The sequence below is a fragment of the Bradyrhizobium sp. SEMIA genome (assembly GCF_014844175.1).
Classification (GTDB): Bacteria; Pseudomonadota; Alphaproteobacteria; order Rhizobiales; family Xanthobacteraceae; genus Bradyrhizobium; species Bradyrhizobium arachidis.
In genome coordinates this window covers 1,604,883-1,630,458 of record NZ_CP046601.1, presented here as the reverse complement: position 1 = coordinate 1,630,458, position 25,576 = coordinate 1,604,883, and the positions used below count along the sequence as shown (strand labels likewise).

Sequence of the window (25,576 nt, the reverse complement as noted above, 5' to 3'; positions counted from 1 at the left end):
GCTCAGGCGGCGTTCAGCGCCTGCCCGAGATCGGCGATCAGGTCCGCCGGATTCTCGATGCCGATCGACAGCCGGATCGTGCAATCGAGCACGCCGATCTTCTGGCGGATGTCGGCGGGAACGCCGGAGTGAGTCATCGTCGCCGGCAGGCTGGCGAGCGACTCCGTTCCGCCGAGACTCACCGCGAGCTTGAAGATCTGCAGCGCGTTGAGGAATTTCACCGCCGCGTCCTTGCCGCCGGCGATGTCGAACGAGAACGTCGATCCGGCGCCGAGGCACTGCCGCGCGAACACGCGCCCCGCGGGCGATGCCTCTTCGTGATGGCCGAGGTAATGCACCTTCGCGACCTTGGCATGGTCGCGCAGAAAATCAGCCACGAGGCGCGCATTCGCATCCGCTTTTTCCATGCGCAGGCTGAGCGTCTCCAGCGAGCGGTTGATCATCCAGCAGGAATGCGGATCGAGCTGGGTGCCGATGGCGCCGCGCAGCGCCTTGATGCCCTTCATGATCGCCTTGCTGCCGAGCGCGGCGCCCGCGATCAGGTCGGAATGACCGCCGACATATTTGGTGAGAGAATACAATGAAATATCCGCGCCATGCTCGATCGGCCGCTGAAACACCGGTCCCAGCAGCGTGTTGTCGCAGGCGATGACCGGAACAAGTCCCTGCGCTTTTCCGATCGCATCTGCAACGCGCCGGATCATCGCGATGTCGACGAGGCCGTTGGTCGGGTTGGCCGGCGTCTCGATCAGGATCATCGCAACGCGGCCCTTGCCCATCGCCTCTTCCGAAGCCTGCCTGACCGCCGTCTCGTCGACACCGTCTGCGAAGCCGACGGCGCCGATCGACAGGCGCGCAAGCGTGTTCGTCAGCAGCGTTTCGGTCCCGCCGTAGAGCGGCTGGGAGTGCAGGATGACGTCGCCCGGCCGCACGAAAGCGAGGATCGTGGTGGCGATCGCCGCCATGCCGGACGAGAACAGCGCGCAGCTTTCGGTGCGCTCGTAGACCGCGAGCTTGTCCTCGACGATCTCGCTGTTGGGATGATTGAAGCGCGAATAGACGAGGCCCGCGCCCATCCCTTCCGGCGGCTCGCGCCGGCCGGAGACGAAATCGAAGAAGTCCTGCCCGTCCTCGGCCGTCTTGAACACGAAGGTCGAGGTCAGGAACACCGGCGGCTTGATGGCGCCTTCCGAGAGCTGCGGATCGTAGCCATAGGTCAGCATCAGCGTTTCCGGATGCAGCATATGGTTGGCGATGTGGGTCTTCGACGGGAACGGTTTTGCCATGGCTTGCCTCGCTGGTCCTGATCGAGATGCGCGCCGCACCTGAGCTTTCGCGATGCTGAAGCAATCGGAATCGGAGACGCCGGTTCCGGCGGCTCGCATCAAAGAAAGCGGAGTCCGCTACTCATCGCACGCAATGTACGGCCTTCAGATCACGCAAAGACGACGCGCCGGCCCGCCTTCAGTGCGCCGGCAACGGCTTCAACCCGGCTTTGGTGATGGCAGCTGCTGCGTCCGCGGAGGACAGGAAATTAAGCAGGGCGATTGCGGCCTCGGGATGCTGCGAATTCTTCGGCAACGCGCCGACGTAGTAAGTCGGCGGTTGGATCTCGGCTGGCACCGTGCCCGCGAGATCAACGCCCGGAACATGCATGAGTTCGGCGACCTGCTGGAATCCGATCTCCGCCTCGCCGCGGGCAACGACCGCAGCCACCGGCTCGCCCGAGGGCGGACCCGGCACCTTGCGGGTCTTGCCGGCGATCTCGTCGGCAACGCCGAGCTTCTTGAAGCCGACCGTCGACAGATAGGTGCCGCTCGAACTGTCCGAATAAGCGATGGATTTGGCCGCAAGCAGTGTCTTGCGCAGCGAGTCCATCGTGCTGATGTCGGGCTTGGGTTGACCCGCGCGCACCACCATGCCGATGAACGATTGCGCGAGCTGAATCCGGCTGCCGGGGCGCGTCAGCTCGCGCTTGTCGAGGAGATCGACGCCGACGCCATCCATGATCACGGCATCGGCGTCCTCGCCGCGCGCGAGGCGCGTCGGGATCGCCTCTGGCGAATCGCCGATCGAAGGTCCGCGCGTGGTGACGAGCTTGTGTCCGGTCGATGCCTCGAACGCGGGACCGAGCTCCTTGTAGACGTTGAAGAAGCCGGCCGAGATCATCACCTTGAGATCGGCCGCTCTTGCGCCGGGCGCGAACAGGACAGCGATCAGAACGGCAAACAGGCAGACGACATGGCGCGGCACGATAAGGACCTCGAGAAGCATTTCGCGCGCAGTGTCCTACGAAAGTGGGCCTGCGTCCAGCCGCGACATGCGAGGCAACAAAAAAGGGCGGCTGCTTGCGCAGCGCCCTTCGTTGACAGTTGGTAGCCGGATGGAGCGGCTTGTCCGCCGAAGCGCGAAGAGCGAAGGCGAAAAGCGCCTCAGCTGTTCTTGATTCGGAACGTCTCGTGGCAGCCGCCGCATTCCTTGCCGACCGCGGGGAAATTCGCCTTGAGCGAATCCAGATCCTTGATCTTGCCCTTGGCCTCGCCGACGACCTTGGCGAAGCTGGCGACCTTGGCCTCGAAGCCGGCCTTGTCCTCCCAGATCTTCGGCGAGGCCGAGTAATCGCCGTCGAGCTTCACGCCCTTGGCGCTCGCCGGAAACAGGCTCGGCAGCTTCTTGGCGGTGTCCGCGAACTGCGTCAGCGCCGCGTCCACCGTGGCCTGATCGTAGGGCTTCTCGCCCTTGACCATCGCAGCCACCGCGCCGGCGTTCTTGCCATTGCCCTTCATGAGCGTCTGGACCTCCTTGACGGTCTCATGCTGCGCCCAGACCGCGCCCATGCCGAACAGCAGCGCGCCCGCAACTACCAACACTCGCTTCATTCGCAAAATCCCTTTCCTTGAGACAGGATCGTGCTGACCCCACAATGGGGCCAACACCGCTTGGCAGATTTCATTCCGTCCCAAGCGCGGCGATTAATCGTCGCACTTGGGATGATTTGGCTCGGCTTGAACTTACAGGCTGTGACGGCGGTGATGCTCGTTGATGGCGATCCACACCCGCTCCGGCGTCGCCGGCATGTCGATGTGGTCGATCTTGTATTCGCGCCAGAGCGCATCGACGATGGCGTTGACCACGGCCGGACAGGAGCCGATCGCCCCGGCCTCGCCCGCGCCCTTCACCCCCATCGGATTGGTCTTGCAGGGGACGTTGTTGGTCTCGAACACGAAGGCCGGACCATCCGCCGCGCGCGGCAGCGCGTAGTCCATGAAGGTCGCGGTGATGAGCTGGCCGTCGCCCGCGCCATAGACCACCTGCTCCATCAAGGCCTGGCCGATGCCCTGCATGGCGCCGCCATGCACCTGCCCCGCCAGCAGCAGCGGATTGAGCGTCTTGCCGAAATCGTCGACGATCACGTAGTTGACGATCTTGATGATGCCGGTCGCCGGATCGATCTCGATCTCCGCCAGATGCGTGCCGTTCGGGTAGGTGCCGTCGGCGCTGGCAAAGGTCGCGCTGCCATTCAGCTTCGACGGATCGACGCCGGGCCGCTTGGTGAGATCGGCGAACGAGATCGAGCGGTCGGTGCCGGCGATGCGCACCATTCCTTCCGAAATCTCGAGGTCGCCGGCGCTGGCTTCCAGCGCCTGCGCCGCGATCTCCTTCAGCCTCGAGCCGAGCTCGCGCGTAGCACGCTCGACGCTGACACCGCCTGACGGGATCGATGCCGAGCCGCCGGTGCCGAGGCCGGTCGCGATCTCGTCGGTATCGCCTTGACGGACGTGCACGCGCTCCGGCGCGAGGCCGAATTGTTCTGCGACGATTTGCGCATAGGCGGTCTGGTGCCCCTGCCCGCTCGACTGCGTGCCGATCAGGACGGTGACGTCGCCATTGGGATCGAGCCGCACATTGGCCGTCTCCTCACCCATCACACCGCAGATCTCGACATAGCTGGCGAGCCCGATGCCGCGGATCAGGCCACCCTTCTTGGCCGCCTTGGCGCGCTTTGGAAATTCCTTCCAGTCGGCGATCTCCATCGCGCGCTTGAGATGCGCGGCGAAGTCGCCGGAATCATAGACCTTGCCCGTGGCCGTCTTGTAGGGCAGCGCCTTTGGCGGGATGAAATTCTTGCGGCGGATCGCGTCCGGCGTCATGTCGAGCTTTCGCGCGCAGGCGTCGACCAGGCGCTCGATGACATAGGCCGCCTCGGGCCGGCCCGCGCCGCGATAGGCGTCCACCGGCACGCTGTTGGTGAAGATGGTGCGCACCCGGCAGTGGAAGGCCTGGATGTCGTAGAGGCCCGGCAGCATGCCGGCGCCGCCATGCGGGATGTAGGGCCCGAAGGTCGAGAGATATGCGCCCATGTCGCCCATGAGGTCGCAATCCATCGCGAGGAATTTGCCGTCTTCAGTCAGCGCCATCTTCGCGGTGGTGACGTTGTCGCGGCCCTGCGCATCGCCCATGAAATGCTCGGAGCGATCGGCCGCCCACTTCACCGCCTTCTTCAGCTTGCGCGCGGCGACCGCCATCAGGGCGTATTCGCGGTAGGGAAACAGTTTTGTGCCAAAGCCGCCGCCGACGTCGGGGCAGATCACCCGCATCTTGTCGGTGGGGATGTTGAGCACGTTCTGGCAGAGGATGTCGCGCAGGCGGTGGCTGCCCTGGCTGCCGACCGTCAGCGTCAGATGGTCGCGCTTGGCGTCGTATTCGCAGACGGCGGCGCGCGTCTCCATGAAGCTCGCGACCACGCGCGGATTGACGATGGAGATCTCGGCGACCGCATGCGCCTTGGCAAAGGCGGCTTCGGTCGCGGCCTTGTCACCGATCGAGACGTCGAACAGCACATTGCCTGATTTGTCCGGCCAGACCTGTGGCGCGCCCTTCTTCACGGCGTTGACGACGCCGGTCACCGCCGGCAGCGGGCTCCATTTGACCTCGATCGCCTCGATCGCGTCGCGGGCCTGGTCGATGGTCTCGGCGACGACGAAGGCGACGGCATCGCCGACATGGCGCACCTCGTCCCCAGCCAGGATCGGGTAAGGCGGGCCGGTGAACGGATCGGTCTCGAGATTGAACAGGCAGGGCAGATTGCCGAGATCCTTCACGTCATCGGCAGTCAGGATCAGCGCGACCCCGGGCAGCCCGCGTGCGCGGCTCACATCGATGGTGTATTTGGCATGGGCATGCGGCGAGCGCAGCATCAGGCAGCGCAGCGCGGCCTGCGGCGCATAGTCGTCAGTATAGCGGCCCTTGCCGCGGATGAGCGCGTCATCCTCCTTGCGCAGCACGCTTTGGCCAACGCCGAACTTGATGGGAGCCGCCATTGTCTTTTCCCGTTCTCATGGTTGTTTTGCGAACCATATTGCCGTGGAAAAAGTGGCAAGGCAAATGGGTTTGGGCGGGCATGGTCATTGAAAGATCGCATCCGCCCCGGCGGAGGTCCTCGGCGCGCTCGCCCCTTGTGGCCCACACCCAAGCATGGTGATCGTGCCGTCCAGCCGTCAGCCGATGGCAGCAAAGCGACGTTTTGCGACGCTTTGAGAGGCCGATTATTGACCCGCTCCGACATTCCCAACAGCCGGCCGACCTGGACGCGCCGGCCGGCTGCGCACATCAATGGACGTGCTTCGGTCAGGGACGAACGCGGATAATCGTACTCCCCTTACGTCGCTCGGTCGGATTCAAGGCGGCGACGGCATCGTCGAGGGTCGAGACGTTGCCGATGTTGATCCGCAGTCGTCCGTCCCGCACCCGCTGGACGATCTCGCTCAGTTGGGCACGATCAGCCTCGACGACGAAATCGATCGCCAGCCCTTGGGAAGGCCGAGCCTCCACCGGCCCGACGATGGACACCAGTGTTCCTCCGGCTCGAATGAGTGCTGCAGACCGCTTCTGGATGTCGCCGCCGATGACATCGAACACCAGATCGACTTTGCCGACGTCCTCTAGTGCGTCGTTGTCGAGGTCGACGAACTCCTTCGCGCCAAAGTCGAGCACGGTCTGACGATCGGCGGCACGTCCGGAGCCGATGACGTAGGCTCCGGCCTCTCGTGCGAGTTGCGTCACCATAGACCCGACTGCGCCTGCCGCACCGTGTGCCAGCACACTCTGTCCCGCCTGAAGGCGACCGTGCTGGAACAGCCCTTGCCACGCGGTCAGGCCCGAGATCGGCAAGCTCGCGCCCACGGTGAAGTCGACGTCGCCCGGCAGCGGCGCAAGGTTGCGCGCCTCGATCGCCACGTACTCGGCCAGCGTGCCGTCGCGATACCAATCCGCCAGACCGAACACCCGTTGTCCCACCGACAGCCCCGTCGTTCCATATCCAAGGGCAGAGACCACTCCGGCGAGCTCGTGCCCGGGGATCGACGGCGTTCGGTTGCGATCAAGGCGATCGGCCCAGGTCGAGGGCCACTCAAGCTCAGTCGGGATAAATCGCGACGCATGAATCTGGACGACGACATCGTTTATTGCTGCCTGCGGCTCGGGCCGATGCACCAGCTTCATCCCGGCAGTTCCCGCGGCTTGCTCCGTTACAACGATCGCCTTCATGGGATTCTCTCCTTGGTCATTTGTCTCTTCGGTTGAGATGCGAGGGAGCGCGCACGCGCCGGAGTTCCACACACGTCAGGCAGTGTGGAACTCCTGTCTCTGTGTCGGCGACTGAGCTGTCTGCATTGACCGCGACTCCCGCCGAGCCCGATGGATCTGGCTCGCTCCGATCCATGGTCGTAGCGAGTAGATGCGTTGCGCCTGACTACAAAAAAAGTACCAAGATTGACGATTCTGGCTGTACCAGCCGATGCCGTGACGTCGGCCTTGAGACAGCGAGCCGACGAGAAGCGCGCACGAGGATCACCGCACGGTCGATCGCTTACATCCCACCGCGCCCCCATAGATCCGCGGCGCGATTCCTCAGCGTATCGATCGCGCGCTCAGGCGTGAAGTAGTCGACCTCGCCGCGCGTCAGGCCGATGTCCATCAGCTCCCTGTCACTCAAGTCCTGCAAGGTGACTCGCTGACCCAAGCGCTGCTGCTGAAACACACGCCAGTATCGTCTAAGCAAGCTCAAGACCATGGAGAGGTCGAGGCCGCGCCTCGCGGCATCGCCCTCCGTCTCGCATGTGCTGTTCGTCAGTTGAGGTGGCATCGCACGCTCCTGCTGTTGTGCCGGCAGGGAGCGTGGCCAATGAAAAGGCCCCGTCCGATGCCGGCGGGGCCCTGGTGGAAAGATGTCGTCGTCGAATTCCTAGCGCGCGACTCCTCCCACGGCCCAGCCGAAGCGGGTCATGTGCATCGAGTTCACTTTGCGCACGGATTTGATCATGAGGTGCCACTAGCACGCGAATCGCACGAAATCAAGAGATGTGCGGACATTGGTTGCACCCTGGAGGCGAGCCCTCGCGCCGGCACTGTTCGAGCCGATGCGAACGTGCACCAATTTCTGCCCAAATGCTCACCTCCAGTCGTGGAGATCGTCTTCTGGGGGATCATGATCAGCTTTCGAATAATCGCTGCCGCCGTGGCTATCGCGGTGAGTGTGCCTGCGGGTGCCGATCCCTGGGTTCAGCGCCCAGTTCTTAGAATTGGCCAGCCCATGCGGATAGCGTTGCCTGACTTTGCTGCAGCCGGCCCTTCGGAGACTGAACTAGGTAGTTCACTCTCGCGGGCCATTGCCTCTGACCTCAAGCAAAGCGGCGCGTTCGAGTTAGTTGATCAGGTGGCGTTCCTGGACAAGAACGTGAATGTCGACGCGCCGCCCGAATTTTCCGATTGGCGCAGAACCCGCACACAGGGATTGGTCGTCGGACGCATCACCCGTCAGCCCGACGACCGGATCAAAGTCGAGTTTCGGCTTTGGGACGTCTCCAGTGGCGCACAACTTGCGGGCCAGCAGTTTATCGGCAGTCCCGGCGATCTCAGCGGCATTGGCCATATGATTTCAGGCGAAATCTACCAGAGCATAATGAACGAGAAACATACTTTCGAGTAGGGCTGGCTGTGCACTCTCGTTCGCTGCTGGTCCGCCTTCGTAGCCGGAGCGGGCAAAACGAGCTTATCGATACGCGCCTAGCCGCGCACCAGCGAAACCGGCCGGCTCCGGCCGAGCAGCACGAGGATCGCGAGCGCGTAGCCGATCGTCCCTTCGACCCCCAGCAGGACCAGCGTCACGTCGTCCCGGAAGTGCACGCGCCCAGCGCAGGGCCGCTGAAGCGCACGATCAGCCAGAAGGCGGCGGTGAGAATGATTCCGGTCAGCACGAATTTGGCGAGCGACAGCAGCCAAGGCACGGTCCAGCGCGAGAAAGCGCGCAATTGATCTCGCCTAGTCCCCCACAAGAATGCCCATAAAAAAGAGAACGCTGACTAGAAACGCCACAGCCCCCAGAAAGTAGATAACACCCTTCGCTCTTCCGAAGACGGTAGAGGGTCGGGACCGCCCGAGATCGGGCTCGCCTGGTTCGAATAGCGTCATCACCGTATCTCGCGCACATCGGCGCCGATCTCGATAAGCGCTGAGGACAGGCCCCAGGCCCCTCACCTTACGGCCGATTCTCCGGCGACCTTGACCTATCTCAAGACTCCCGGGGATTGTTTTGGCAGTTTTCAGCTAGGCGCGCCGTCCCAAGACTACCTGCGCAGCCTGACGGGTGGGATTCGACCTCGCGCCTTACCGGGAGGAGAATTCATGGAAGATCCGTTCCTGAATTACTTCGCATTGGGTCTGCTGTTCTTCGTGGTGATCGTACTGGTCTACGGCATCATCGCCATCCATGACATTCCGGCCCGGATAGCGCACGCGCGTAACCACCCGCACCAGGACGCGATCCACGCCGCCGGCTGGATCAGCCTGTTCATGCTGCACTTGCTTTGGCCGTTCCTCTGGATTTGGGCGATGATGTATCAGCCGGAGCGGGGCTGGGGTTTCGATCATAAGCCGGGCGAGCCAGCCTCTCCGAAGGAGGCGGTCGACCAGCTGGAGGAACTCCGCCATCGCATGGCCGAGATCGAAGCCAGGCTCGAATCCGGAAATCGATCGGATCAATCGAGCAAGGAGCAGCGCAGGCCCGCGATCGATGTGCCCGGACAGTTGGTTTTGAACGCCGAGGAAAAGACTCCTGCGATGAAAGTGGCAGCTTCGGAAGGCCATGCTGCTCCACGGTAGCTGGTGCAATTTCGAGGCACGGGTTGGGAGGCTGCTGATGGAAATATTGCTGACACTGACCTACGTCGCACTCTGCTATGCCACGTTCAAGATTTTCAGAATCCGGTCAATCAATGGATGCTGGCGACGGCGGCTCTCGGCGGCATCTTCGGGCTCTCGATGCTGTTCATCACAATGGCCTACAACCACCCGTTTTCGACCAATGCCCGCATTTACTTCTCGGTGACGCAGATATTTCCCGCGGTTAAAGGCCGGGTGATCGAAGTGCCGATCGCTAACCGCACCAATCAGCACCTTGAGGCTGGAGAGGTTCTCTTCAAGCTCGACCCCAAACCTTACGAATATATCGTCGCGGAAAAACGGGCGGGGCTGGCAGATGCGGAAGCCAATGTCGCCCAGCTCAAGACACCGGTTGATCAGGCGGCAGCCGCGACCGCAAAGGCGAAGGCCCAGCTAGAGCTTGCGCAGGCGACCTACGACCGGCAAGCCGAGCTGTTTCAGAAGAACGTCGTCGCGCAGGCTACGCTCGACACCGCAAGGCGCAATCTGGATGCGTCAAAGGACGCGACGACCGAGACGATCGCCGCGGAAGACCGCGCACGGCAGGCGTATGGCGCGACGGTTGACGGTGAACACTCGGTCATCGTGCGCCTGCGCAACGAACTCGCCGACGCCCAATACGATCTGGATCAGACGGTGGTACGAGCGCCGACGAGTGGCTTTGTTACCCAGCTGGCTTTGAGGCCTGGCGTGTACGTGGTTCCAGCTCCGCTCTTCAACTCGGCCCTGATTTTCGTCAACGACAGCCCGAGCGACCGTGCATTGGCGGCGGCGTTCCAGCAGAACGCCCTTCAGCGCGTTCACGCCGGCGATGAAGCCGAAGTCCTTTTCAAGGGGATTCCGGGTCGCGTCTTCAAGGCCAAGGTTCGCGTCGTAATCGATGCGATTGCTGCCGGCCAGCTCAAAAGCGGAGGCACGCTTGTGAGTGTCGGTGGGGCACTGCCCGAAGACCGCGCGCTGGCCGTCCTTGACATCGTCGAGGATGTTTCGGCCTATCAGATCCCACTCGGTTCGGCAGGCGAAGCCGCTATCTATACCGAGCACATTCATGAGCTGTCGTTGCTGCGAAAGATTCTTCTGCGTATGCGCAGCTGGCAGAACTACATATTCCTGGAAGGAATCTAGGAAACGTCTGCGGTCCGTCGCCTCCGGGCGGCTCCTGCACCGAAGGAGCAGGCATGGCCGGCGTTCGGTACTCGCCTAGCCGCGCACCAGTGAGACCAGCCAGCTCCGGCCGAACAGCACGAGGATCGCGAGCGCGTAGACGATCGTGCCGCCGACGGCGAGCAGGACCAGCGTCACTTCATCGTGGAAGCGCATCGAGGCCAGAGACGAAGCGCTGAAGCGTGCGATCAGCCAAAATGCGGCGGCCAGGATGACTCCGGTCAGCAGGAATTTGGCGAGCGACAGCAGCCAGGCGCGGTCGAGCACGAGGAAGCCGCGGCGCACGGCGAAGAACAGCACCAGCAAGAGATTGGTCCAGACGCCGACGGCGGTCGCCAGCGCGAGGCCGATCTGGGCGAGCGATCCCATGAGGGCAATCTTCAGCGCGACGTTGACGGCAATGCCGGTGAGCGAGGCGCGCACCGGGGTCGCGGTGTCCTTGCGCGCATAGAAGGTCGCGACGGCGCTGCGGATCAGCACGAAAGGAATGAGGCCGATGGCATAGGCCGCAAGCGTAGCGCCGGCCGCGGCGGCGTCGGCCTTGGAGAACGCGCCGTGGGCGAACAGCGCGCGCATGATCGCGTCCGGCACGGTGATGAAGGCCGCGACGAACGGGATCGAGAACAGCAGCGTGAAATCAAAGGCGCGGCGTTGCGCCTTCATCGCGCCGTCGTGGTCGTTGGCGGTGATCCGCCGCGACATCTCGGGCAACAGCACCGTGCCGATGGCGATGCCGATCACGCCGATCGGGAGCTGGTTGAGACGGTCGGCATAATAGAGCGCCGAGAGCGCGCCGGCGGGCAGGAAGGTCGCGATGATGGTGTCGGCAAACAATGCCACTTGCGTGCCCATCGAGCCCAGCGTCGCCGGCCCAAGCGCCCTGAAGAAGCCGCGGACGTCTTCGTCGAGCTTCAAGGGCGCAAAGCGCGGCAGGCCGCCGTGGCGGGCAAGATCACCGGCGAGGAGGAAATATTGCAGGAAGCCCGAGATCAGAACGCCCCAGGCGGCGGCGTGGCCCGCGGTCGGAAACCAGGCGGCCAGCGCCAGCGTCATCATCATCGCGACATTGAGGAAGATCGACGCAGCCGCGGCGCTGGCGAAGCGCTGCATCACGTTGAGCATGCCGCCATAGAGCGTCACCAGCGTGATCAGCAGGAGATAGGGAAAGGTGATGCGGGTCAGCTCGATCGCAAGCTTGCGCTGCTCGGCATCCTCGGAAAAGCCCGGCGCGAGCAAGCTCATGGCCTGCGGCATGAACAGCCAGGCCAGGATCAGCAGCACCACTTGCGAGGCCAGCAGCAGCGTGAAGATGCGGTCGGCGAACAGTTTTGCCGCCCCCTCCCCGCGCTCGCCATGGACATGGGCGTAGGCGGGCACCCAGGCGGCGTTGAACGCGCCCTCGGCGAAGATCGCGCGGAAATGATTGGGCAGCCGCAGCGCCACGAAAAAGGCGTCGGCCACCGGGCCGGCGCCGAGGATCGCCGCGAGCATGATGTCGCGGGCAAACCCCGTCAGCCGCGAGAGCAGCGTGTAACCACCGACAGTGAAGATACGTCCGAGCATGCGGACTGTTCTAGAGGCTTATCGGACGGAGGTCGATTGCATCTTGCGATGCGCATTGCTGCGCCCTCTCCCCTTGCGGGAGAGGGCTGCACCACAGGTAGCTACGAACTCAATCGGGTGAGGGGTATCTCTCCGCACCTTCCAAGCAGAGAGATACCCCTCACCCGTCTCGCCGCTCTGCGGCGAGCCACCCTCTCCCGCAGGGGGAGAGGGGAAGAACTCAGCCCGCGAGCGCGCCTTGCACGGCGGCGATGATTCGCTCCTGGTCGGCTTCGGTCAAATAGGCGTGCATCGGCAGGCTGATGACGTCCTGCGACAGGCTCTCGCAACCCGGCAGGCCGCCTTCGGCGACCGGATACTGCTTGTAGGCGGTCTGCTGGTGCATCGACTTGCCGTAATAGATCGCGGTCGGCACGCCCTGGGCCTTCAGCGCAGCAGCAAAGCCATCGCGGTCCGTGCCTTTGGGCAGGCGGATCGTGTACTGCGCCCAGACCGACGTATTGCCCGGCGCCAGACGCGGCACGGTGACCACGTTGGACAGCCCGCGCGCGTAGCGCTCCGCAACCCTGTTGCGGGCGGCGATCTCGTCGTCGAAGATCTTCAGTTTCTCGATCAGCACCGCGGCCTGCATGGTGTCGATCCGGCCGGTGAGGCCGAGGCGGACGTTGTCGTATTTGTCGGCGCCCTGCCCGTGCACGCGGATGCTGCGCAGCGTCGCTGCGAGGTCATCGTCATCGGTGAAGATCGCGCCGCCATCGCCGAAGCAGCCGAGCGGCTTTGCCGGGAAGAAGCTCGTCGCGGTGGCGAGGCCGAAGGTGCCGAGCTTGCGGCCCTTGTAGCTCGCGCCAAAGCCTTGCGCGGCGTCGTCGAGCACGAACAGGCCCTCGTCCCTCGCGATCTCCGCAATGGCGTCGTGATCGGCGGGCTGGCCGAACAGATCGACCGGGATGACCGCGACCGGCTTGAGACCGGCCTTCCGCGCGGTCGCGATGCCGCGCTTGAACGACTCCGGGCTCATGTTGAAGGTCGTCTCGTCGACGTCGACATAAACCGGCGTCGCGCCGGTCCGCGCCACCGGCGATGCGGTCGCGATGAAGGTGAAGGACGGACACAGCACGGCATCGCCGGGCCCGACATTCTTCGCCATCATCACCATCAGGATCGCGTCGGTGCCGCTGGCGCAGCCGATCACATGCTTGGCGCCCGCGTAGGCCGCGAGCTGCTTCTCGAGCTCGGCGACTTCGGGGCCATTGACGAACTGGCAATGGTCCATCACGCGCTTGACGGCTGCATCGAGCGAGGCGCCGAGCCGCTGACGCTGCGAGGCGACGTCGATGAAGGGAATGGGTTCGGAACGTAGGTGCTGGTTCATGGCCTGGTTCTTGGCGCCTTCTTGCGCGGTCGACATGGAAAGGGTTTTAGCCGGCGACGCGGCGCGGGCCCTTGCGGGCAGCCGACGAGGCCGCCGGCCGCGATGGCGTTTCGAGGCAGCGCGTTGCAATCTCGAGGCTGGCGACGCCCTCGTCGCCGGTGACCGCCGGCGTCTCGCCGTGGCGGACGGCCTTGAGAAACGCGATCAGCTCGGCGCGGAGCGGCTCGTCATGGCCGACCGGCAGGTGCCGCATCGAATAGCTGCCGTCGGGCTTGAAGCCGAAGCATTCGGTGACCTGGCGCGTCAGCAGATCGCCCATCACGTATTTGCCGCGGTCGCGACCGTGACACTGCGCGCCTTGAACGGCGTCAGCCAGTTGGTGTTGATGTGCGCGAGCACGCCGTTGGCGGTACGGAACTGCAGGAGCGCGATGTCCTCGCGCTCGGCGACCGCGCTCGAGAGTTGCGGCTGCACCTCGACGATGTCGGATTCGGTGAACCAGCGGATCAGGTCGATGTCGTGCACGGCGAGGTCGATGACGACGCCGACATTGGACATGCGCGGCGGGAACGGGCCGACGCGGGTGATCGCGATGGAGAGAATGTCCTCGCCCGCGATCGCCTGCTTGACGGCGGCAACCGCCGGATTGAAGCGCTCGACATGGCCGATCATCAGCGTCACGCCGGCCTTTTGCGCGGCGGCGACGATCTCGTGGCCTTCTTCCACCGTGGAGGCGATCGGCTTCTCGACCAGCACGTGGATGTTCTTGGCGATGCAGGCGAGCGCGATCTCGTGATGCAGATGCGTCGGAGCAGCGATGGTGACGGCATCGACGCCCGCCGCGAAGAGCTGGTCGAGCGTCTCAAAACCCTGGCAGCCCGCAAGCTCGATGGTGCGGGTCAGGTGCGTCGGCGACGGATCGACCACGCCGACGAGGCTGACGCCGGGAAGACCGCTCAGCACGCGCGCGTGGTTGCTTCCCATCACGCCGGCGCCAATCACGCCGACGCGCAAGCCGGCCTTTGCCGGTTGAGACACTTTGGAACTCATCTGATCGAACCCCGATTCAACGCAAATCCCCGGGCCGCTTCTAGCACGGACGTCACATTTGTGGCGAATGCCGGGTAAGTCACCCGGACACGATTTGATTCAAAAAATTACACGTTTCCCGGGCCTTAGGCCGCCAAAAGAGGCCGGTTTCGGCCCGGGTCGCGTGATTCGGAGTTTGCTGGTTACGACCTTTGATAGTCGTCTTCAATCCGGATGATGTCGTCTTCCCCGAGATAGGAGCCGGTCTGGACCTCGATCAGTTCCAGCATGATTTTACCGGGATTCTCGAGCCGATGGACGGCGCCCATCGGAATGTAGATCGACTCGTTCTCGTGCACGGTCTTCACCATCTCGTCGACGGTGACCTGGGCGGCGCCGCGGACCACGATCCAGTGCTCGGCACGGTGGTGATGCTTCTGGAGCGACAGCCGCCCGCCCGGCTTCACGACAATGCGCTTGACCTGATGGCGCACGCCGTTGTCGACGGACTGATAGCTGCCCCAGGGACGATGCACCTTGAGGTGCTCCTCGGTGACCTTCGGTGCAACCGTCTTCAGCTTGGTGACAAGGCGCTTGAGGCCGTTGGCATCCTGCTGGCGCGAGACTAGCACCGCGTCCGCCGTCGCGACCACGACGAGATCGTCGACGCCTTCGAGCGCGACCAGCGCGTGATCGCTGGTGACGTTGCAGTTGCGGGAATCCTCGAACACCGCGGTGCCATGCGCCGCGTTGCCTTGCGCGTCCTTGTCGGACAACTCCCACACCGCGCGCCAGGAACCGACGTCGGACCAGCCGCAGGACACCGGCACCACGGCGGCGCGCGAGGTCTTCTCCATCACCGCATAGTCGATCGAGATCGCCTTGGCCGCGCCGAATGCCTTCGGCTCCAGCGTCACGAAGCCGAGATCGCGGCCGGCCTTGGTGACCGCACTAGAGACAGCCTCGACGCTTGCGGCGTCCACCTTGCGGTATTCGTCGAGCAGCACGCTCGCCGGGAACATGAAGTTGCCGCTGTTCCAGAGATAGCCCGAATTGACGTAGTCGGCGGCCTTCACCGCGTCCGGCTTCTCGACGAAGAGCGCGACCGCGTGCACCGTGCCGGAGATCACCTCGCCCGGGCTGATATAGCCGTATTCGGTCGCCGGCCGCTCCGGCTTGACGCCGAAGGTGACGATGCGCCCGGTGCTCGCGGCAGCCAAGCCCTCGCGGCAGGCGGCGACGAAGGCGGCATTGTCCTGCACCACGTGATCGGCGGCGAGCGCGAGCACGATCGCCTCCTTGGCGCGCGCTTGCGCGAACACCGCGCCGGCCGCGATCGCAGGACCGGAGTCGCGCCGCATCGGCTCGAGGATGACGTCGGCCTCGATGCCGATCTCGGCGAGCTGTTCCAGCACCATGAAGCGGTAGGAGGCGTTGGTGATGACGATCGGACGATCGAACAGCGCAGCATCGGACACGCGCAGCAGCGTGTCCTGGAAGGTCGAGCGCGTGCCGAACAGCGGCAGGAACTGCTTTGGCCGCACCTCGCGCGAGGCGGGCCACAGCCGCGTGCCGGCACCGCCGCACATGATCAGGGGGATAATGCGTTTGTCCATTGTCATCTAAACCTCGTGGTAGTCCCGATACCAGGCGACAAAATTTCGGACCCCCTGCTCGATCGGCGTTGACGGCGCAAAGCCGGTGTCGCGCATCAGGTCCTCGACATCCGCGAACGTTTCCAAAACATCTCCCGGCTGCATCGGCAGCAATTCTCTGATCGCCGTCCGGCCCAGCTCCCGCTCCAGAAGTCCGACCACATGCATCAGCTCCTCCGGATGGTGATTTCCGACATTGTAGACCTTGAACGGCGCATTTGCGGCGGCCGGGTCATCCGCAGGCACCAAATCGATCAACCTCGATACTACGCGGGTGACGTCATCGATATAGGTGAAGTCGCGGCGCATTTTGCCATGGTTAAAGAGCCGGATCGGCCGGCCCTCCATGATGGCGTTCACAAACAGAAACATGGCCATGTCGGGCCGGCCCCACGGGCCGTAAATGGTGAAGAAGCGCAGGCCCGTGACCGGCAGCCGGTACAGGTGGCTGTAGGACTGCGCCATCACCTCGTTCGCCTTCTTGGTCGCAGCATAGAAGCTCACGGGATGATCGGTCCGGTCCTGTACGGAGAATGGCAGTTTAGTGTTGGCGCCATAAACGGAGGATGACGAGGCGTAGACGAGATGACGACAGCCGTTACGGCGGCAGCCCTCGAGCACGTTGAGAAAGCCTGCCAGATTGGAATCGACGTAAGCTTGCGGCTGCTCGATCGAGTAGCGCACGCCGGCCTGGGCCGCGAGATGCACGACCTGCGCAAATCCGTGCCGCGCAAACAGCGTCGCGATGGTGTCGCGGTCGGCAAGATCGGCCTCGACGAAGGAGAAGCCGGCCTCGTTCCGCAACAGCGCGAGGCGCGCCTGTTTCAGTCCCGGATCGTAATAGCTGTTGAGATTATCGAGCCCGATGACGGGCCGGCCTTCGCCCAGCAGCTGCCGGGCGACGTGAAAGCCGATGAAGCCAGCGGCTCCCGTGACCAAAATCGCCTGATCCGTCATCCTGTTCCCGCGGGATTCCCAGCTCACGGCGCCTCTTTAGCCGCGGTCGCAAGGGGGTCGCAATAGCCGGCCGCCGTTCATGGCCGCTGCAAATCACCGCTATTGCAAGATCGGCGCCAAAACCATACCAAAGCGGCCGAATTCGGCGCCTGGCGTCGGGTAACCCAACCCTGTTCATGCGGGCGAGATGCGCCGAATCCTGCTTTCTGCGGCCAAGATCCTGATTTCCGCAGCGCTGCTCTATCTGGCGCTGCGCAAGGTCGACCTGTCCGAACTGTTGTCGCGCTTCAACGCGAGCAGCCTGTTCTGGATCGCCGCGGCGATCGCGGTCACGTTCCTGCAGATCTTCGTCGGCGTGCTGCGCTGGCGCGAGATCAGCGCCGAATGCGGCGCGCCGCTCGAGCTCGGCCGGGCCATGCGCTACAACGTGATCGGCGCGTTCTTCAACCAGACCCTGCCGTCCGCGATCGGCGGCGATGCGGTCCGGCTGTGGCTGGTCGCGCGCGCCGGCGCCGGGTGGCGCGCGGCCACCTACTCGATCTTCGTCGACCGCGCGATCGGCCTCATCGCGCTCGCGATCCTCATCGCCGCGAGCCTGCCCTGGAGCTACAGCCTCATCACCGATCCGCACGGGCGCTCGGCGCTGCTGCTCCTCGACCTTGTGGCGCTCGCGGGCGGGCTCGGCTTCCTGGTCTTCGGCGCGCTGAAATGGCGCTGGCTGAAGACCTGGTGGGCCACCCATCACATCCACGCCTGCGCCGTGATCGCCAACCGCGTGATCTTCAGCGCCAAGCGCGGACCGATCGTCGCGATCCTGTCGCTGTTCATTCACGTGCTCGCCGTCGTCATCGCCTGGTGCGTGGTGCAGTCGATCGCCGCACCCGTCAGCTTCGGCCAGACCTTCCTGCTCATCCCGCCGGTGATGCTGATCACCTTGATGCCGATCTCGATCGCCGGCTGGGGCGTGCGCGAGGCGACCATGGGGCTCGCCTTCGGCTTCGCGGGGCTTGCCGCCAACGAAGGCGTTAACGTCTCGCTGCTGTTCGGCGCGGTCTCGTTCATCGTCGGGGCGATCGGCGGCCTCGTGTGGATCTTCAGCGCAGAGAAGGCCGCGCAGGGATCGGCGCCGATTGGGGTGCCCGAGTGACCCCGGCCGCCGAAGCCATTGCCGCCGTGCCCTCGCTGCTTGCTCTTGCGATCGCCGCGCTGATATCGGCCGTCATCACCTGGACCAGCCGTCCGCTGCTCCAGCGCTACGCATTGGCGCGGCCGAACGCACGCTCCTCGCATCGCATTCCGACGCCGCAGGGCGCGGGCATCGCGGTCATCGCCGCGACGCTGCTGGTCGCATTGGCGTGGGCCGCCTGGGCCAACCTTGCGATCCCGCCGGCGCTCGTCATTGCAACGGTCGTGATCGCAATTGTCGGGTTCGCCGACGATATCGTGTCGCTGCCGGTGCTGGTGCGCCTGGCGCTGCAAGCCGCCTGCGTCGGCGCAGTCGTGTTCACCGCGCCCGAGACCGCGCGCATCGTTCCGGCGCTGCCGCTCGCGCTGGAACGAGGTCTCATCCTGCTCGCCGGCGTCTGGTTCGTGAACCTCGTCAACTTCATGGACGGGCTCGACCTGATGACCGTGGCGGAGGTGGTGCCGGTCACCGCGGCGCTGCTGCTGCTCGGATGGCTCGGTGAACTGAGCTGGCCGGCCGCGCTGATAGCCACGACGCTGTGCGGCGCCATGCTCGGCTTTGCACCGTTCAACAAGCCTGTCGCAAAGGTTTTCCTTGGCGATGTCGGCAGCCTTCCGATCGGCCTCCTGCTCGGATGGTGCCTGCTGGAGCTTGCCTGGCACGGACAGGCCGCCGCGGCGCTGCTGCTGCCGGCCTATTATCTTGCGGATTCCACCATCACGCTGTTTCGCCGCGTCGCGCGCCGCGAGCCGTTCTGGTCGGCACACCGCTCGCATTTCTACCAACGCGCGACCGACAACGGCTTTACCGTCCCGCGGGTGACCGGTGAGGTCTTCGCGCTCAACCTCCTCCTTGCGGGGCTCGCCATCCTCACCGTTCGCGCCGGCTCGATGGCTGTCACGGCGATCGCGCTGATCGCCGGTGCGGTCGCGATCGCGTTCGTCCTGCGGCGGTTCTCGCGCCCTCAGGCGTCCTGAGCCGACAGCGCCAGCCGCAAGCCCTCGTCGAGGGAGACCTCGGGCCGCCATCCCGTCGACATCGCCTTGGAGACGTCGAGTTCGAGCGAGCCGATCAGGCTGTCATACGCGTCCTGCTGGCCGATCGCGCCGAGAAGCCAGCCCAACAGCCGTGGTGGCACCCCGAACAGCCGCGGGCTCTTGCCGCACGCCCTGGCCAGGCGCCCGATGAATTCGGGCGTCGAGACCTGCTCCTTGTCGGCCACCAGGAATATCTCGAAATTGCTCGCAGGATCGGGATGCGCCAGTCGCTGCACGATGAACGACGCGAGGTTCTGCACCGCGAGGAAGGCACGTCGATTGCGGATCGCGGCAAAAGGCAGCGGCACGCCCAGATCGACCGCACGCGCGAGCAATGCAAAACTGCCCTTGGCCCCCGCACCGTACACCAGTGGCGGCCTGATCACCGAGATCTTCATGTCGCTGTCGCGCGCCAGCGTCCTCAAGCCCGCCTCGGCCGCGGCCTTGGACATGCCGTAGAGGCCGCGCGGGGTGAGGATGTCGTCCTCGCAGAACGGCGCGCGCCCCTCGCTGCTGCGGCCGTGCACGTGAACGGTGCTGACGAAGACGAACTGGCGCACGCCCGCGCTCGCGGCCGAGCGCGCCAGTTGCAGGGTGCCGGAGCTATTGACGTTGCGATAGAGCTGGACCGCGTGCTCCTCGCGGTTGTGCTGTACCCGCGCGGCGAGATGAACGACGGCGTCGACGCCCTCGAGCGCAGCCTTCCAGTCGGTCTCGGGCCCGATCGACTCGACGACGACCTCATCGTCATTGCCCTCCCGCCTGCGGACCGCGCGCCGGACCGACCAGGCCTGGCGCGCCAGCGCAGGCACGACGTAGCGGCCGATGAAGCCGCCCGCCCCCGTCACCAGCACGACCGGCTTGCTTCCGCTCATCATTTCTCCGCCAGATCCGGGTTATCCAGCAATTCGTCAATGAGCACGGCATAGGCGTTCAATGCGGTGACGCGGTCGAACCTTGCAGCCGCCCTCACCGCACGCGCCGTCATCTCGCCGTCATCGGAACGGGAGGCCGCCCGGATCGCCTCGGCGAGCCGGTCGGCGCGGCCCGGCGACACCACCCAGCCGAGCCCGTTTTCCACCACCGTCAAAGCGGCCTCGGCCTCCGGCTCGGAGACCAGCACCACCGGACGGCCGACCGCCAGCAAATTGTAGAACCGGCTCGGCACCGACACTCCCGCGACGTCCTTCCGATACGGAATGATCCAGAGATTGGCGGATGCCAGAAACGCCTCGAGCTCGGCATCCTCGACCCGCCCTACGAAGGAGACATTGGCGAGGTTCGCCTCAGCCTGCAACTGCTTCAGCCGCTCGAAACCAATGCCCCAGCCCGACAGCAGGAAATGAATGTCCGGCTCGTCCTTCAGGAGCCGCGCCGCCTCGAACACGATCTCGGGATCGTGAGTGAAGCCGAGATTGCCCGAGAGGCCGACGATGAAGCGCGCGGGAATCGCCTGGCGGAACGGATTGTCCGAGGTGATCGGACGCGGCGCCGGTGTGAGCGTCGCCCAGTTCGGGATGAAGCGGATCTTGTTCCGCCTCATGCCGGAATAGCTGAGCAGCGGCCGCTCCGCGTCGCGACCGATGGTGATGACCGCGTTGAGTGCGCGGAACATCAGGCTGTTGGCGGCGCGCATCGTCCGCGTGACGATCGAGCCGGGCTTGAGGATGCCCGCCATCACCAGAACGTCGGGAAAGAGGTCGTGCATCACCAGCGCCGAGCGTGCGCCCTTGAGCCTTGCTGCCGCGGCGACGGCATAAGGCAGCATGAACGGTGCTGTGACGGTGAGCACGACGTCGCCTCGCTTCAATTCCCGGATCAGCGCGAGGAAGATGCGCGCTGCGAACAGCAGCTCGGAGGCACCACGCCGCACCAGCGCTGCCTTGCCCGCGATCCGGTTCTTGACGGCGACGACGCGCGGCTTGCCCGGGCCGATCTGCGAGGCCGGCAATGCGCCGGGCGAGCCCGATAGCACGACGACCTCGCGATCCCCGGCGATGCGGCAGGCGATTTCGGCCATAATCGCCGCGGTCGTGCTCGGATCGGGCGGATAATGCTGGCTCGCGACGACGATCTTGCCTTGGGACTGCATGGTCAGGCCGCGGTCGACCCGAACTCCGGAACCGCATCCTTCAGGATGGTCCTGATGGTGGCCCGATCGTCGCGCGCGATCGCCTGTTCCAGCGCCACGATCCATTTGCGCAGCGTCTGCATCGGCGGCTCGTTCGGCTGCGCGGCCATGATGCCGGCAACGCCGATTTCGCGGGTCGGCTCCTCGGAGGCGAACAGGATCTCGTGCAGCCGTTCGCCCGGCCGCATCCCGGTGAACACGATCTCGATGTCGTGGCCCGGCTGGAGGCCGGACAGGCGGATCATGCGCTCGGCGAGATCGACGATCTTCACCGGCTGGCCCATGTTGAGCACGTAGACCGAGACGTCCGAACGCTGCGTTCCGAGCGCATGTGTTGCCGCCGTGATGACGAGATCGCAGGCCTCGCGGATGGTCATGAAGTAGCGCACCATGTCGGGATGCGTCACCGTCACCGGACCGCCGGACTCGATCTGGGCCTTGAACTTCGGCACCACCGAGCCGTTCGAGGCCAGCACATTGCCGAACCGGACCGAGATCAGCCGCATCGGCGGCTTGGCGCCGCCGCTTGCCACCGCAAGATCGTGATCGAGCGCCTGACAGTACATCTCGGCGAAGCGCTTGGTCAGGCCCAGCATCGACACCGGCTCGATCGCCTTGTCGGTCGAGATCATGACCATGGCCTCGGCGCCGGCGGCAAGGGCTGCGTCCGCCACGTTGATCGAGCCGAAGATGTTGGTCTTGACGCCCTCGCTCCAGTCGCGTTCGAGGATCGGCACGTGCTTGAGCGCTGCGGCGTGGAACACGATGTCAGGCTTGAACTCGGCCATCAGGCGTATGATGCGCTCGCGGTCGCGGATGTCGGCGATCCGCCCTTCGATCGCGGCCACAGCGCCGCGCGCGGCGAGCGTCTCCGTGACCGCGTAGAGCGCCGGCTCGGAATTCTCCACGATCAGCAGCCGCGCGGCGCCGAAGGCGACGACGCGCTCGCAGATCTCCGAACCGATCGAGCCGCCGCCGCCGGTGACGATGACAGCCTTGCCCCTGATCAGCGCTTCCAGGCGCGCATAGTCGATCTTCTCGCTCGGCCGCAGCAGGAGGTCCTCGACCGCGACGGCGGTGAGGCGCGGCGTATCGCCGCTCTCCAGCGAAGGCATGCGGTTGACGATCACGCCCAGCTTGCGCGCCCGCATCAGGATCGATTCCGGATGCGCCTCGGGCTCGAACGCCGACTGCGTCATGACCACGCGCGCAATCGCCTTGTTGCGCTTGGCGAAATCGGCGAAGACGTCCTCGATGTCGTCGATGCCGCCCAGCACCGGGACGTTGCGGATGAGCTGACCGAGGTCGGACCGCGACGGCGACAGGACGCCGACCGGCCAGATGCGCTTGATCGCCCCGCTCTCGATCCCGCGCAACAGCACCTCGGCATCGGCGGTACGGCCGATCAGCAGGGTCGGCGCGGCATCCTCGTCCCGCGCGTGACGCCGCACTCGCGTATAGCGGAAGTAGCGGTAGGCCATGCGTGGCGCGCTGAGGAAGGCGATCTCGAGGAACCAGTAGAGGACGATCGTCACCTTGCCGAGGAAGAAGGCGCCGCGGACGTTGGGCGCGACGAAGATGTAGTCGAGCGCAAGCAGGGCGACCGTCAGCACGGTGGAGACGCGGATGATGTTCAGCGCGTCAGGCAACGAGATGAAGCGCCATTTCGTCGTGGTCAGGTTGGACAGGAAGAACACGACCACGCTGAAGGCGAGGAAATAGGGCAGGATCCGGACCAGCAGCGGCAGGCGGTCGTAGAAAAAGTCGCCGCCCTCGAAGCGCAGATAGAAGGCGGCGAACAGCGCCGCTGTCGTCGCCAGCAAGTCGTGGAGCGCGATCAGGAAATTGCGCAAGGTGAGATGCGAAAGACGCGTCATCCGACGACCGATGAAAATCCAGCTAGGTGCAACCTGATCCGCGCTGATAGCCCATCTCCGCAGGAGTTGCCAGCCGCGCGGCCGTTCAGGAACCGGCTTCCCCCAGCTTCGCCTCGCCCTGTTGTGCCCGGATCACCATGCCGCCGGCGACGCCGACGCCGATCACGTACATCCAGCCCTCGTGATAGTCGAACAGATGGGAGTTGAACAGCGAGGTGAAGACGTTCTGGACCACGACCAGCAGGCCGACCCAGTTGGCTAGCCCGTCGCCGCGGAACAGGCGCAGATGCAGGATCCAGATCGCGTAGAGGATGGCGATGCCGATGACCCCCCATTGCACGGCGACGTTCAGCGTCTGGTTATGCGGATTGCCGATCACCTCGGCGGACGCCAGGTACCGGCCACCGGGCGTCGCGACCTGCTCGAACAGCCGGCGCGTCGACCCGGTGCCGTGCCCCTTGATCGGCGCTTCCGCGAAGAAGCCGAGGGATTTCCGCCAGAATTCGAGCCGCAGGCCCGCCGAAGTCGGCTCGCCCTTTTCCTTGTAGCGCGTGTAGTCGCTGGCAAAGGTATCGACGGTCCTGCGCAATTGCGACGAGGTCTGCCAGGCGAGAACGGCGCCGACGAGCAGCGCCGCAACGATGATCGCGATGCTGCGCCATCGCAGGTGCAGCAGCGCGAACACGCCGAACATGATCGGAACGGTGACGAGCGCGGTGCGCGACACCACCACGAAAGCCATGTTGACGAAGAAGCTCAGCGCCAGCGCAGTCAGCAAGCCTGCGAACCAATAGCGTTTCTGGCGAAGCAGCATCACGATCGGATAAGCGAGTCCGACCGCGCACAGCGTGAATTCCTGGCTCTGGTTGATGTAGTTCTTGACGAAGATGCCGCGTTCGGAGTGGTCGGGCTTGAGCGTCAGATCGGGATAGAAGGCGACCAGCCAGGACATCACCGACAAGAGTGCGCAGGACACCAGGAAGGCGATGAAGATCCGGTCTCCGCGCGGCGAGCGCTCGAAATGATAGAGCAGCGCCGGCAGCACGAGCAGCTTGGCGGTCGGACTGAGCGCATAGAGGCGCGCGCCCCAGTCCGCTTCCGACCACAGCGTGCCCGCCAGCGCGAGCAGCACCAGCGCGATCGGCGCCGCGCAAATCGGACGCGTCAGCGATTGCAGGAATGCCCTGACGTCGAGGAACGGCACCATGCAGATCAGGAACGCGACGTTGAAGATCGCCGTGAGCGAGGTCGACCAGGGCAGCGCGACCACGGTCAGGATCGCGAACAGGTCGGCCGTCTCGCTCCAGGCGGCCGGGCTGCGCAAGCGCCGCGACAGCATCTGGGTGGTCGTCTCCCCGGGCGGCGCCGTCGCCCGGCCGGTCGCTTGAGCGGTCACTTGGCCCCTCCCCGCGCGCGGGTCGGGACCAGCGCCGTCGTGCTGAAACCCTGGAGGGATGTCGACCAGCACGGACCACCCCGCCCGCGGCCTCGACGCGCGCCCGCGGCAAGCGAGACCGCAAGCGCCGCGGCGACGGTGTCGCCGGCTCCGGAGACGTCGCGCACCTTCACCGGGAAGGCCGGAACATGAACCGCCTCGCCATTGCGCGGCACCAGCGTCATGCCGCGCTCGCCCTGCGTGACCAGGATCGCCCCGCAATCGGCGAGCCGCATCACGTCCTCGCTGGCATCGACGATGTCTTGCGGCGAGTCGGCTCGGCTTCGCGTCGCCTCCGCAAATTCCTTGCGATTAGGCGTGAGCAGCGTCGCGCCGCGATAGATCGCCCAGTTCAGGCTCTTGGGATCGACGATCACGGGCTTCCCGGCTTGTCGCGCCGCATCGATGGTGTGGCGGATCACGCGCGCGGTCAGCACGCCCTTGGCGTAGTCGGAGAGCAGCACGATGTCGGCGCGCGCGATCAGCGGCAGGATCGTTTCGATCAGCCTGGTCTCGATGTCATCGGAGGCAGCTAGCGCCTGCTCCCAATCCGCACGCAGCATATGCGTGGAGAAATGCTCGGAGACGAAGCGGACTTTTCGCGTGGTCGGCCGCGACGGATCGCACACCAGCGCGCTTTCGATGCCGGGATATTCGGCCAGCGCGGAGGCGAGCCGTTTGCCGGCGTCATCCTCGCCGACGAGGCCGACGAAGACGCAGCGCGCGCCGAGCGAGGCGACATTGCGCGCGACGTTGCCGGCGCCGCCGATATGGATCTCGCTGCGCTGTGCCGCGATCACGGGCGTCGGCGCTTCCGGAGAAATCCGTGACACCTCGCCATAGACGAACTCGTCCAGCATGATGTCGCCGATGCACAGCACCGTGCGGCCTGAGATGGTTTGCGCGAGGGCATCGAAATCGAGAATGGGCGTCGCCATGGGTCCTGAAATC

Annotated in this window: 20 protein-coding genes and 2 pseudogenes; 5 read left to right on the top strand and 17 right to left on the bottom strand. The window is 65.0% G+C overall.

Annotated elements, in window-relative coordinates:
- Nucleotides 1–2 precede the first annotated feature (2 nt).
- From FOM02_RS07750 to FOM02_RS07725, 6 genes are all read right to left on the bottom strand, one after another.
- A complete protein-coding gene (locus tag FOM02_RS07750; protein WP_027560406.1) occupies nucleotides 3–1,286 on the bottom strand; it encodes a cystathionine gamma-synthase family protein in 1,284 nt (427 codons plus the stop codon).
- Nucleotides 1,287–1,464: 178 nt separating this feature from the next.
- Nucleotides 1,465–2,274, bottom strand: a complete 810-nt coding sequence (locus FOM02_RS07745; RefSeq protein ID WP_265441566.1) for a substrate-binding domain-containing protein — start codon at nucleotides 2,272–2,274, stop codon at nucleotides 1,465–1,467.
- Nucleotides 2,275–2,432: 158 nt separating this feature from the next.
- Entirely contained in the window at nucleotides 2,433–2,879 is a 447-nt protein-coding gene (locus tag FOM02_RS07740; protein ID WP_027560407.1) for a c-type cytochrome, read from the bottom strand.
- 132 nt (nucleotides 2,880–3,011) lie between these two features.
- Nucleotides 3,012–5,321: a xanthine dehydrogenase family protein molybdopterin-binding subunit gene (locus tag FOM02_RS07735; protein WP_027560408.1), complete on the bottom strand. Its 2,310-nt coding sequence runs from the start codon at nucleotides 5,319–5,321 to the stop codon at nucleotides 3,012–3,014.
- Between the two features lie 307 nt (nucleotides 5,322–5,628).
- The gene (locus FOM02_RS07730) at nucleotides 5,629–6,546 is read right to left on the bottom strand and encodes an NADP-dependent oxidoreductase (protein ID WP_092213301.1); all 918 of its coding nucleotides are present in this window, start codon (nucleotides 6,544–6,546) and stop codon (nucleotides 5,629–5,631) included.
- 322 nt (nucleotides 6,547–6,868) lie between these two features.
- Nucleotides 6,869–7,144 (bottom strand): DUF1127 domain-containing protein, encoded by a 276-nt coding sequence (locus tag FOM02_RS07725; protein WP_265441564.1) that lies wholly within the window; start codon nucleotides 7,142–7,144, stop codon nucleotides 6,869–6,871.
- A gap of 39 nt (nucleotides 7,145–7,183) precedes the next feature.
- Between FOM02_RS07725 and FOM02_RS07720 the strand changes: the two genes are divergently transcribed.
- Nucleotides 7,184–7,987 (top strand): hypothetical protein, encoded by an 804-nt coding sequence (locus tag FOM02_RS07720; RefSeq protein ID WP_143130544.1) that lies wholly within the window; start codon nucleotides 7,184–7,186, stop codon nucleotides 7,985–7,987.
- A gap of 175 nt (nucleotides 7,988–8,162) precedes the next feature.
- On the opposite strand, the gene FOM02_RS07715 is transcribed toward FOM02_RS07720, so the two are convergent.
- Nucleotides 8,163–8,309: a DUF2839 family protein gene (locus tag FOM02_RS07715; protein ID WP_265441563.1), complete on the bottom strand. Its 147-nt coding sequence runs from the start codon at nucleotides 8,307–8,309 to the stop codon at nucleotides 8,163–8,165.
- A 373-nt stretch (nucleotides 8,310–8,682) separates the two neighbouring features.
- On the opposite strand from FOM02_RS07715, the gene FOM02_RS07710 reads away from it, so the two are divergent.
- Together FOM02_RS07710 and FOM02_RS07705 are read left to right on the top strand one after the other, a co-directional pair.
- Nucleotides 8,683–9,159: a DUF3302 domain-containing protein gene (locus FOM02_RS07710; protein WP_322596954.1), complete on the top strand. Its 477-nt coding sequence runs from the start codon at nucleotides 8,683–8,685 to the stop codon at nucleotides 9,157–9,159.
- A gap of 117 nt (nucleotides 9,160–9,276) precedes the next feature.
- Nucleotides 9,277–10,344 (top strand): HlyD family secretion protein, encoded by a 1,068-nt coding sequence (locus FOM02_RS07705; RefSeq protein WP_265441562.1) that lies wholly within the window; start codon nucleotides 9,277–9,279, stop codon nucleotides 10,342–10,344.
- A gap of 75 nt (nucleotides 10,345–10,419) precedes the next feature.
- Here FOM02_RS07705 and murJ read toward each other — a convergent pair whose 3' ends face one another.
- The 5 genes and pseudogenes from murJ to FOM02_RS07680 all read right to left on the bottom strand — a co-directional run bounded on the left by murJ (nucleotide 10,420) and on the right by FOM02_RS07680 (nucleotide 16,959).
- Nucleotides 10,420–11,946 carry a murein biosynthesis integral membrane protein MurJ gene (gene murJ / locus FOM02_RS07700; RefSeq protein ID WP_265441561.1) on the bottom strand — a complete coding sequence of 509 codons (1,527 nt, stop codon included), beginning with the start codon at nucleotides 11,944–11,946 and terminating at the stop codon, nucleotides 10,420–10,422.
- Between the two features lie 220 nt (nucleotides 11,947–12,166).
- Nucleotides 12,167–13,354, bottom strand: a complete 1,188-nt coding sequence (locus tag FOM02_RS07695; RefSeq protein ID WP_265441559.1) for a DegT/DnrJ/EryC1/StrS family aminotransferase — start codon at nucleotides 13,352–13,354, stop codon at nucleotides 12,167–12,169.
- A 10-nt stretch (nucleotides 13,355–13,364) separates the two neighbouring features.
- A pseudogene (locus FOM02_RS07690) lies at nucleotides 13,365–14,368 on the bottom strand (Gfo/Idh/MocA family protein).
- 182 nt (nucleotides 14,369–14,550) lie between these two features.
- On the bottom strand, nucleotides 14,551–15,963 hold the full coding sequence (locus FOM02_RS07685; RefSeq protein WP_265442167.1) for a mannose-1-phosphate guanylyltransferase/mannose-6-phosphate isomerase: 1,413 nt from the start codon (nucleotides 15,961–15,963) through the stop codon (nucleotides 14,551–14,553).
- 6 nt (nucleotides 15,964–15,969) lie between these two features.
- Complete coding sequence (locus FOM02_RS07680) at nucleotides 15,970–16,959, bottom strand: NAD-dependent epimerase (RefSeq protein WP_265441558.1); 990 nt, start codon at nucleotides 16,957–16,959, stop codon at nucleotides 15,970–15,972.
- 187 nt (nucleotides 16,960–17,146) lie between these two features.
- On the opposite strand from FOM02_RS07680, the gene FOM02_RS07675 reads away from it, so the two are divergent.
- Together FOM02_RS07675 and FOM02_RS07670 are read left to right on the top strand one after the other, a co-directional pair.
- Entirely contained in the window at nucleotides 17,147–18,106 is a 960-nt protein-coding gene (locus tag FOM02_RS07675) for a lysylphosphatidylglycerol synthase transmembrane domain-containing protein (protein WP_265441557.1), read from the top strand.
- On the top strand, nucleotides 18,103–19,122 hold the full coding sequence (locus FOM02_RS07670; protein ID WP_265441556.1) for a glycosyl transferase: 1,020 nt from the start codon (nucleotides 18,103–18,105) through the stop codon (nucleotides 19,120–19,122). The genes FOM02_RS07675 and FOM02_RS07670 overlap by 4 nt, the downstream gene beginning before the upstream one ends.
- On the opposite strand, the gene FOM02_RS07665 is transcribed toward FOM02_RS07670, so the two are convergent.
- From FOM02_RS07665 to rfaE1, 5 genes and pseudogenes are all read right to left on the bottom strand, one after another.
- Nucleotides 19,110–20,057, bottom strand: coding sequence for an NAD-dependent epimerase/dehydratase family protein (locus FOM02_RS07665; RefSeq protein WP_265441555.1), 948 nt, complete (start codon nucleotides 20,055–20,057; stop codon nucleotides 19,110–19,112). The genes FOM02_RS07670 and FOM02_RS07665 overlap by 13 nt on opposite strands.
- Complete coding sequence (locus FOM02_RS07660) at nucleotides 20,057–21,274, bottom strand: glycosyltransferase family 4 protein (protein ID WP_265441554.1); 1,218 nt, start codon at nucleotides 21,272–21,274, stop codon at nucleotides 20,057–20,059. The genes FOM02_RS07665 and FOM02_RS07660 overlap by 1 nt, the downstream gene beginning before the upstream one ends.
- A gap of 2 nt (nucleotides 21,275–21,276) precedes the next feature.
- The gene (locus FOM02_RS07655) at nucleotides 21,277–23,190 is read right to left on the bottom strand and encodes an SDR family NAD(P)-dependent oxidoreductase (protein ID WP_265441553.1); all 1,914 of its coding nucleotides are present in this window, start codon (nucleotides 23,188–23,190) and stop codon (nucleotides 21,277–21,279) included.
- An 85-nt stretch (nucleotides 23,191–23,275) separates the two neighbouring features.
- A complete protein-coding gene (locus FOM02_RS07650) occupies nucleotides 23,276–24,529 on the bottom strand; it encodes an O-antigen ligase family protein (protein WP_265442166.1) in 1,254 nt (417 codons plus the stop codon).
- A gap of 59 nt (nucleotides 24,530–24,588) precedes the next feature.
- Nucleotides 24,589–25,551 (bottom strand): annotated as a pseudogene (rfaE1, locus tag FOM02_RS07645) (D-glycero-beta-D-manno-heptose-7-phosphate kinase); the annotation flags it as partial.
- Nucleotides 25,552–25,576: the final 25 nt, after the last annotated feature.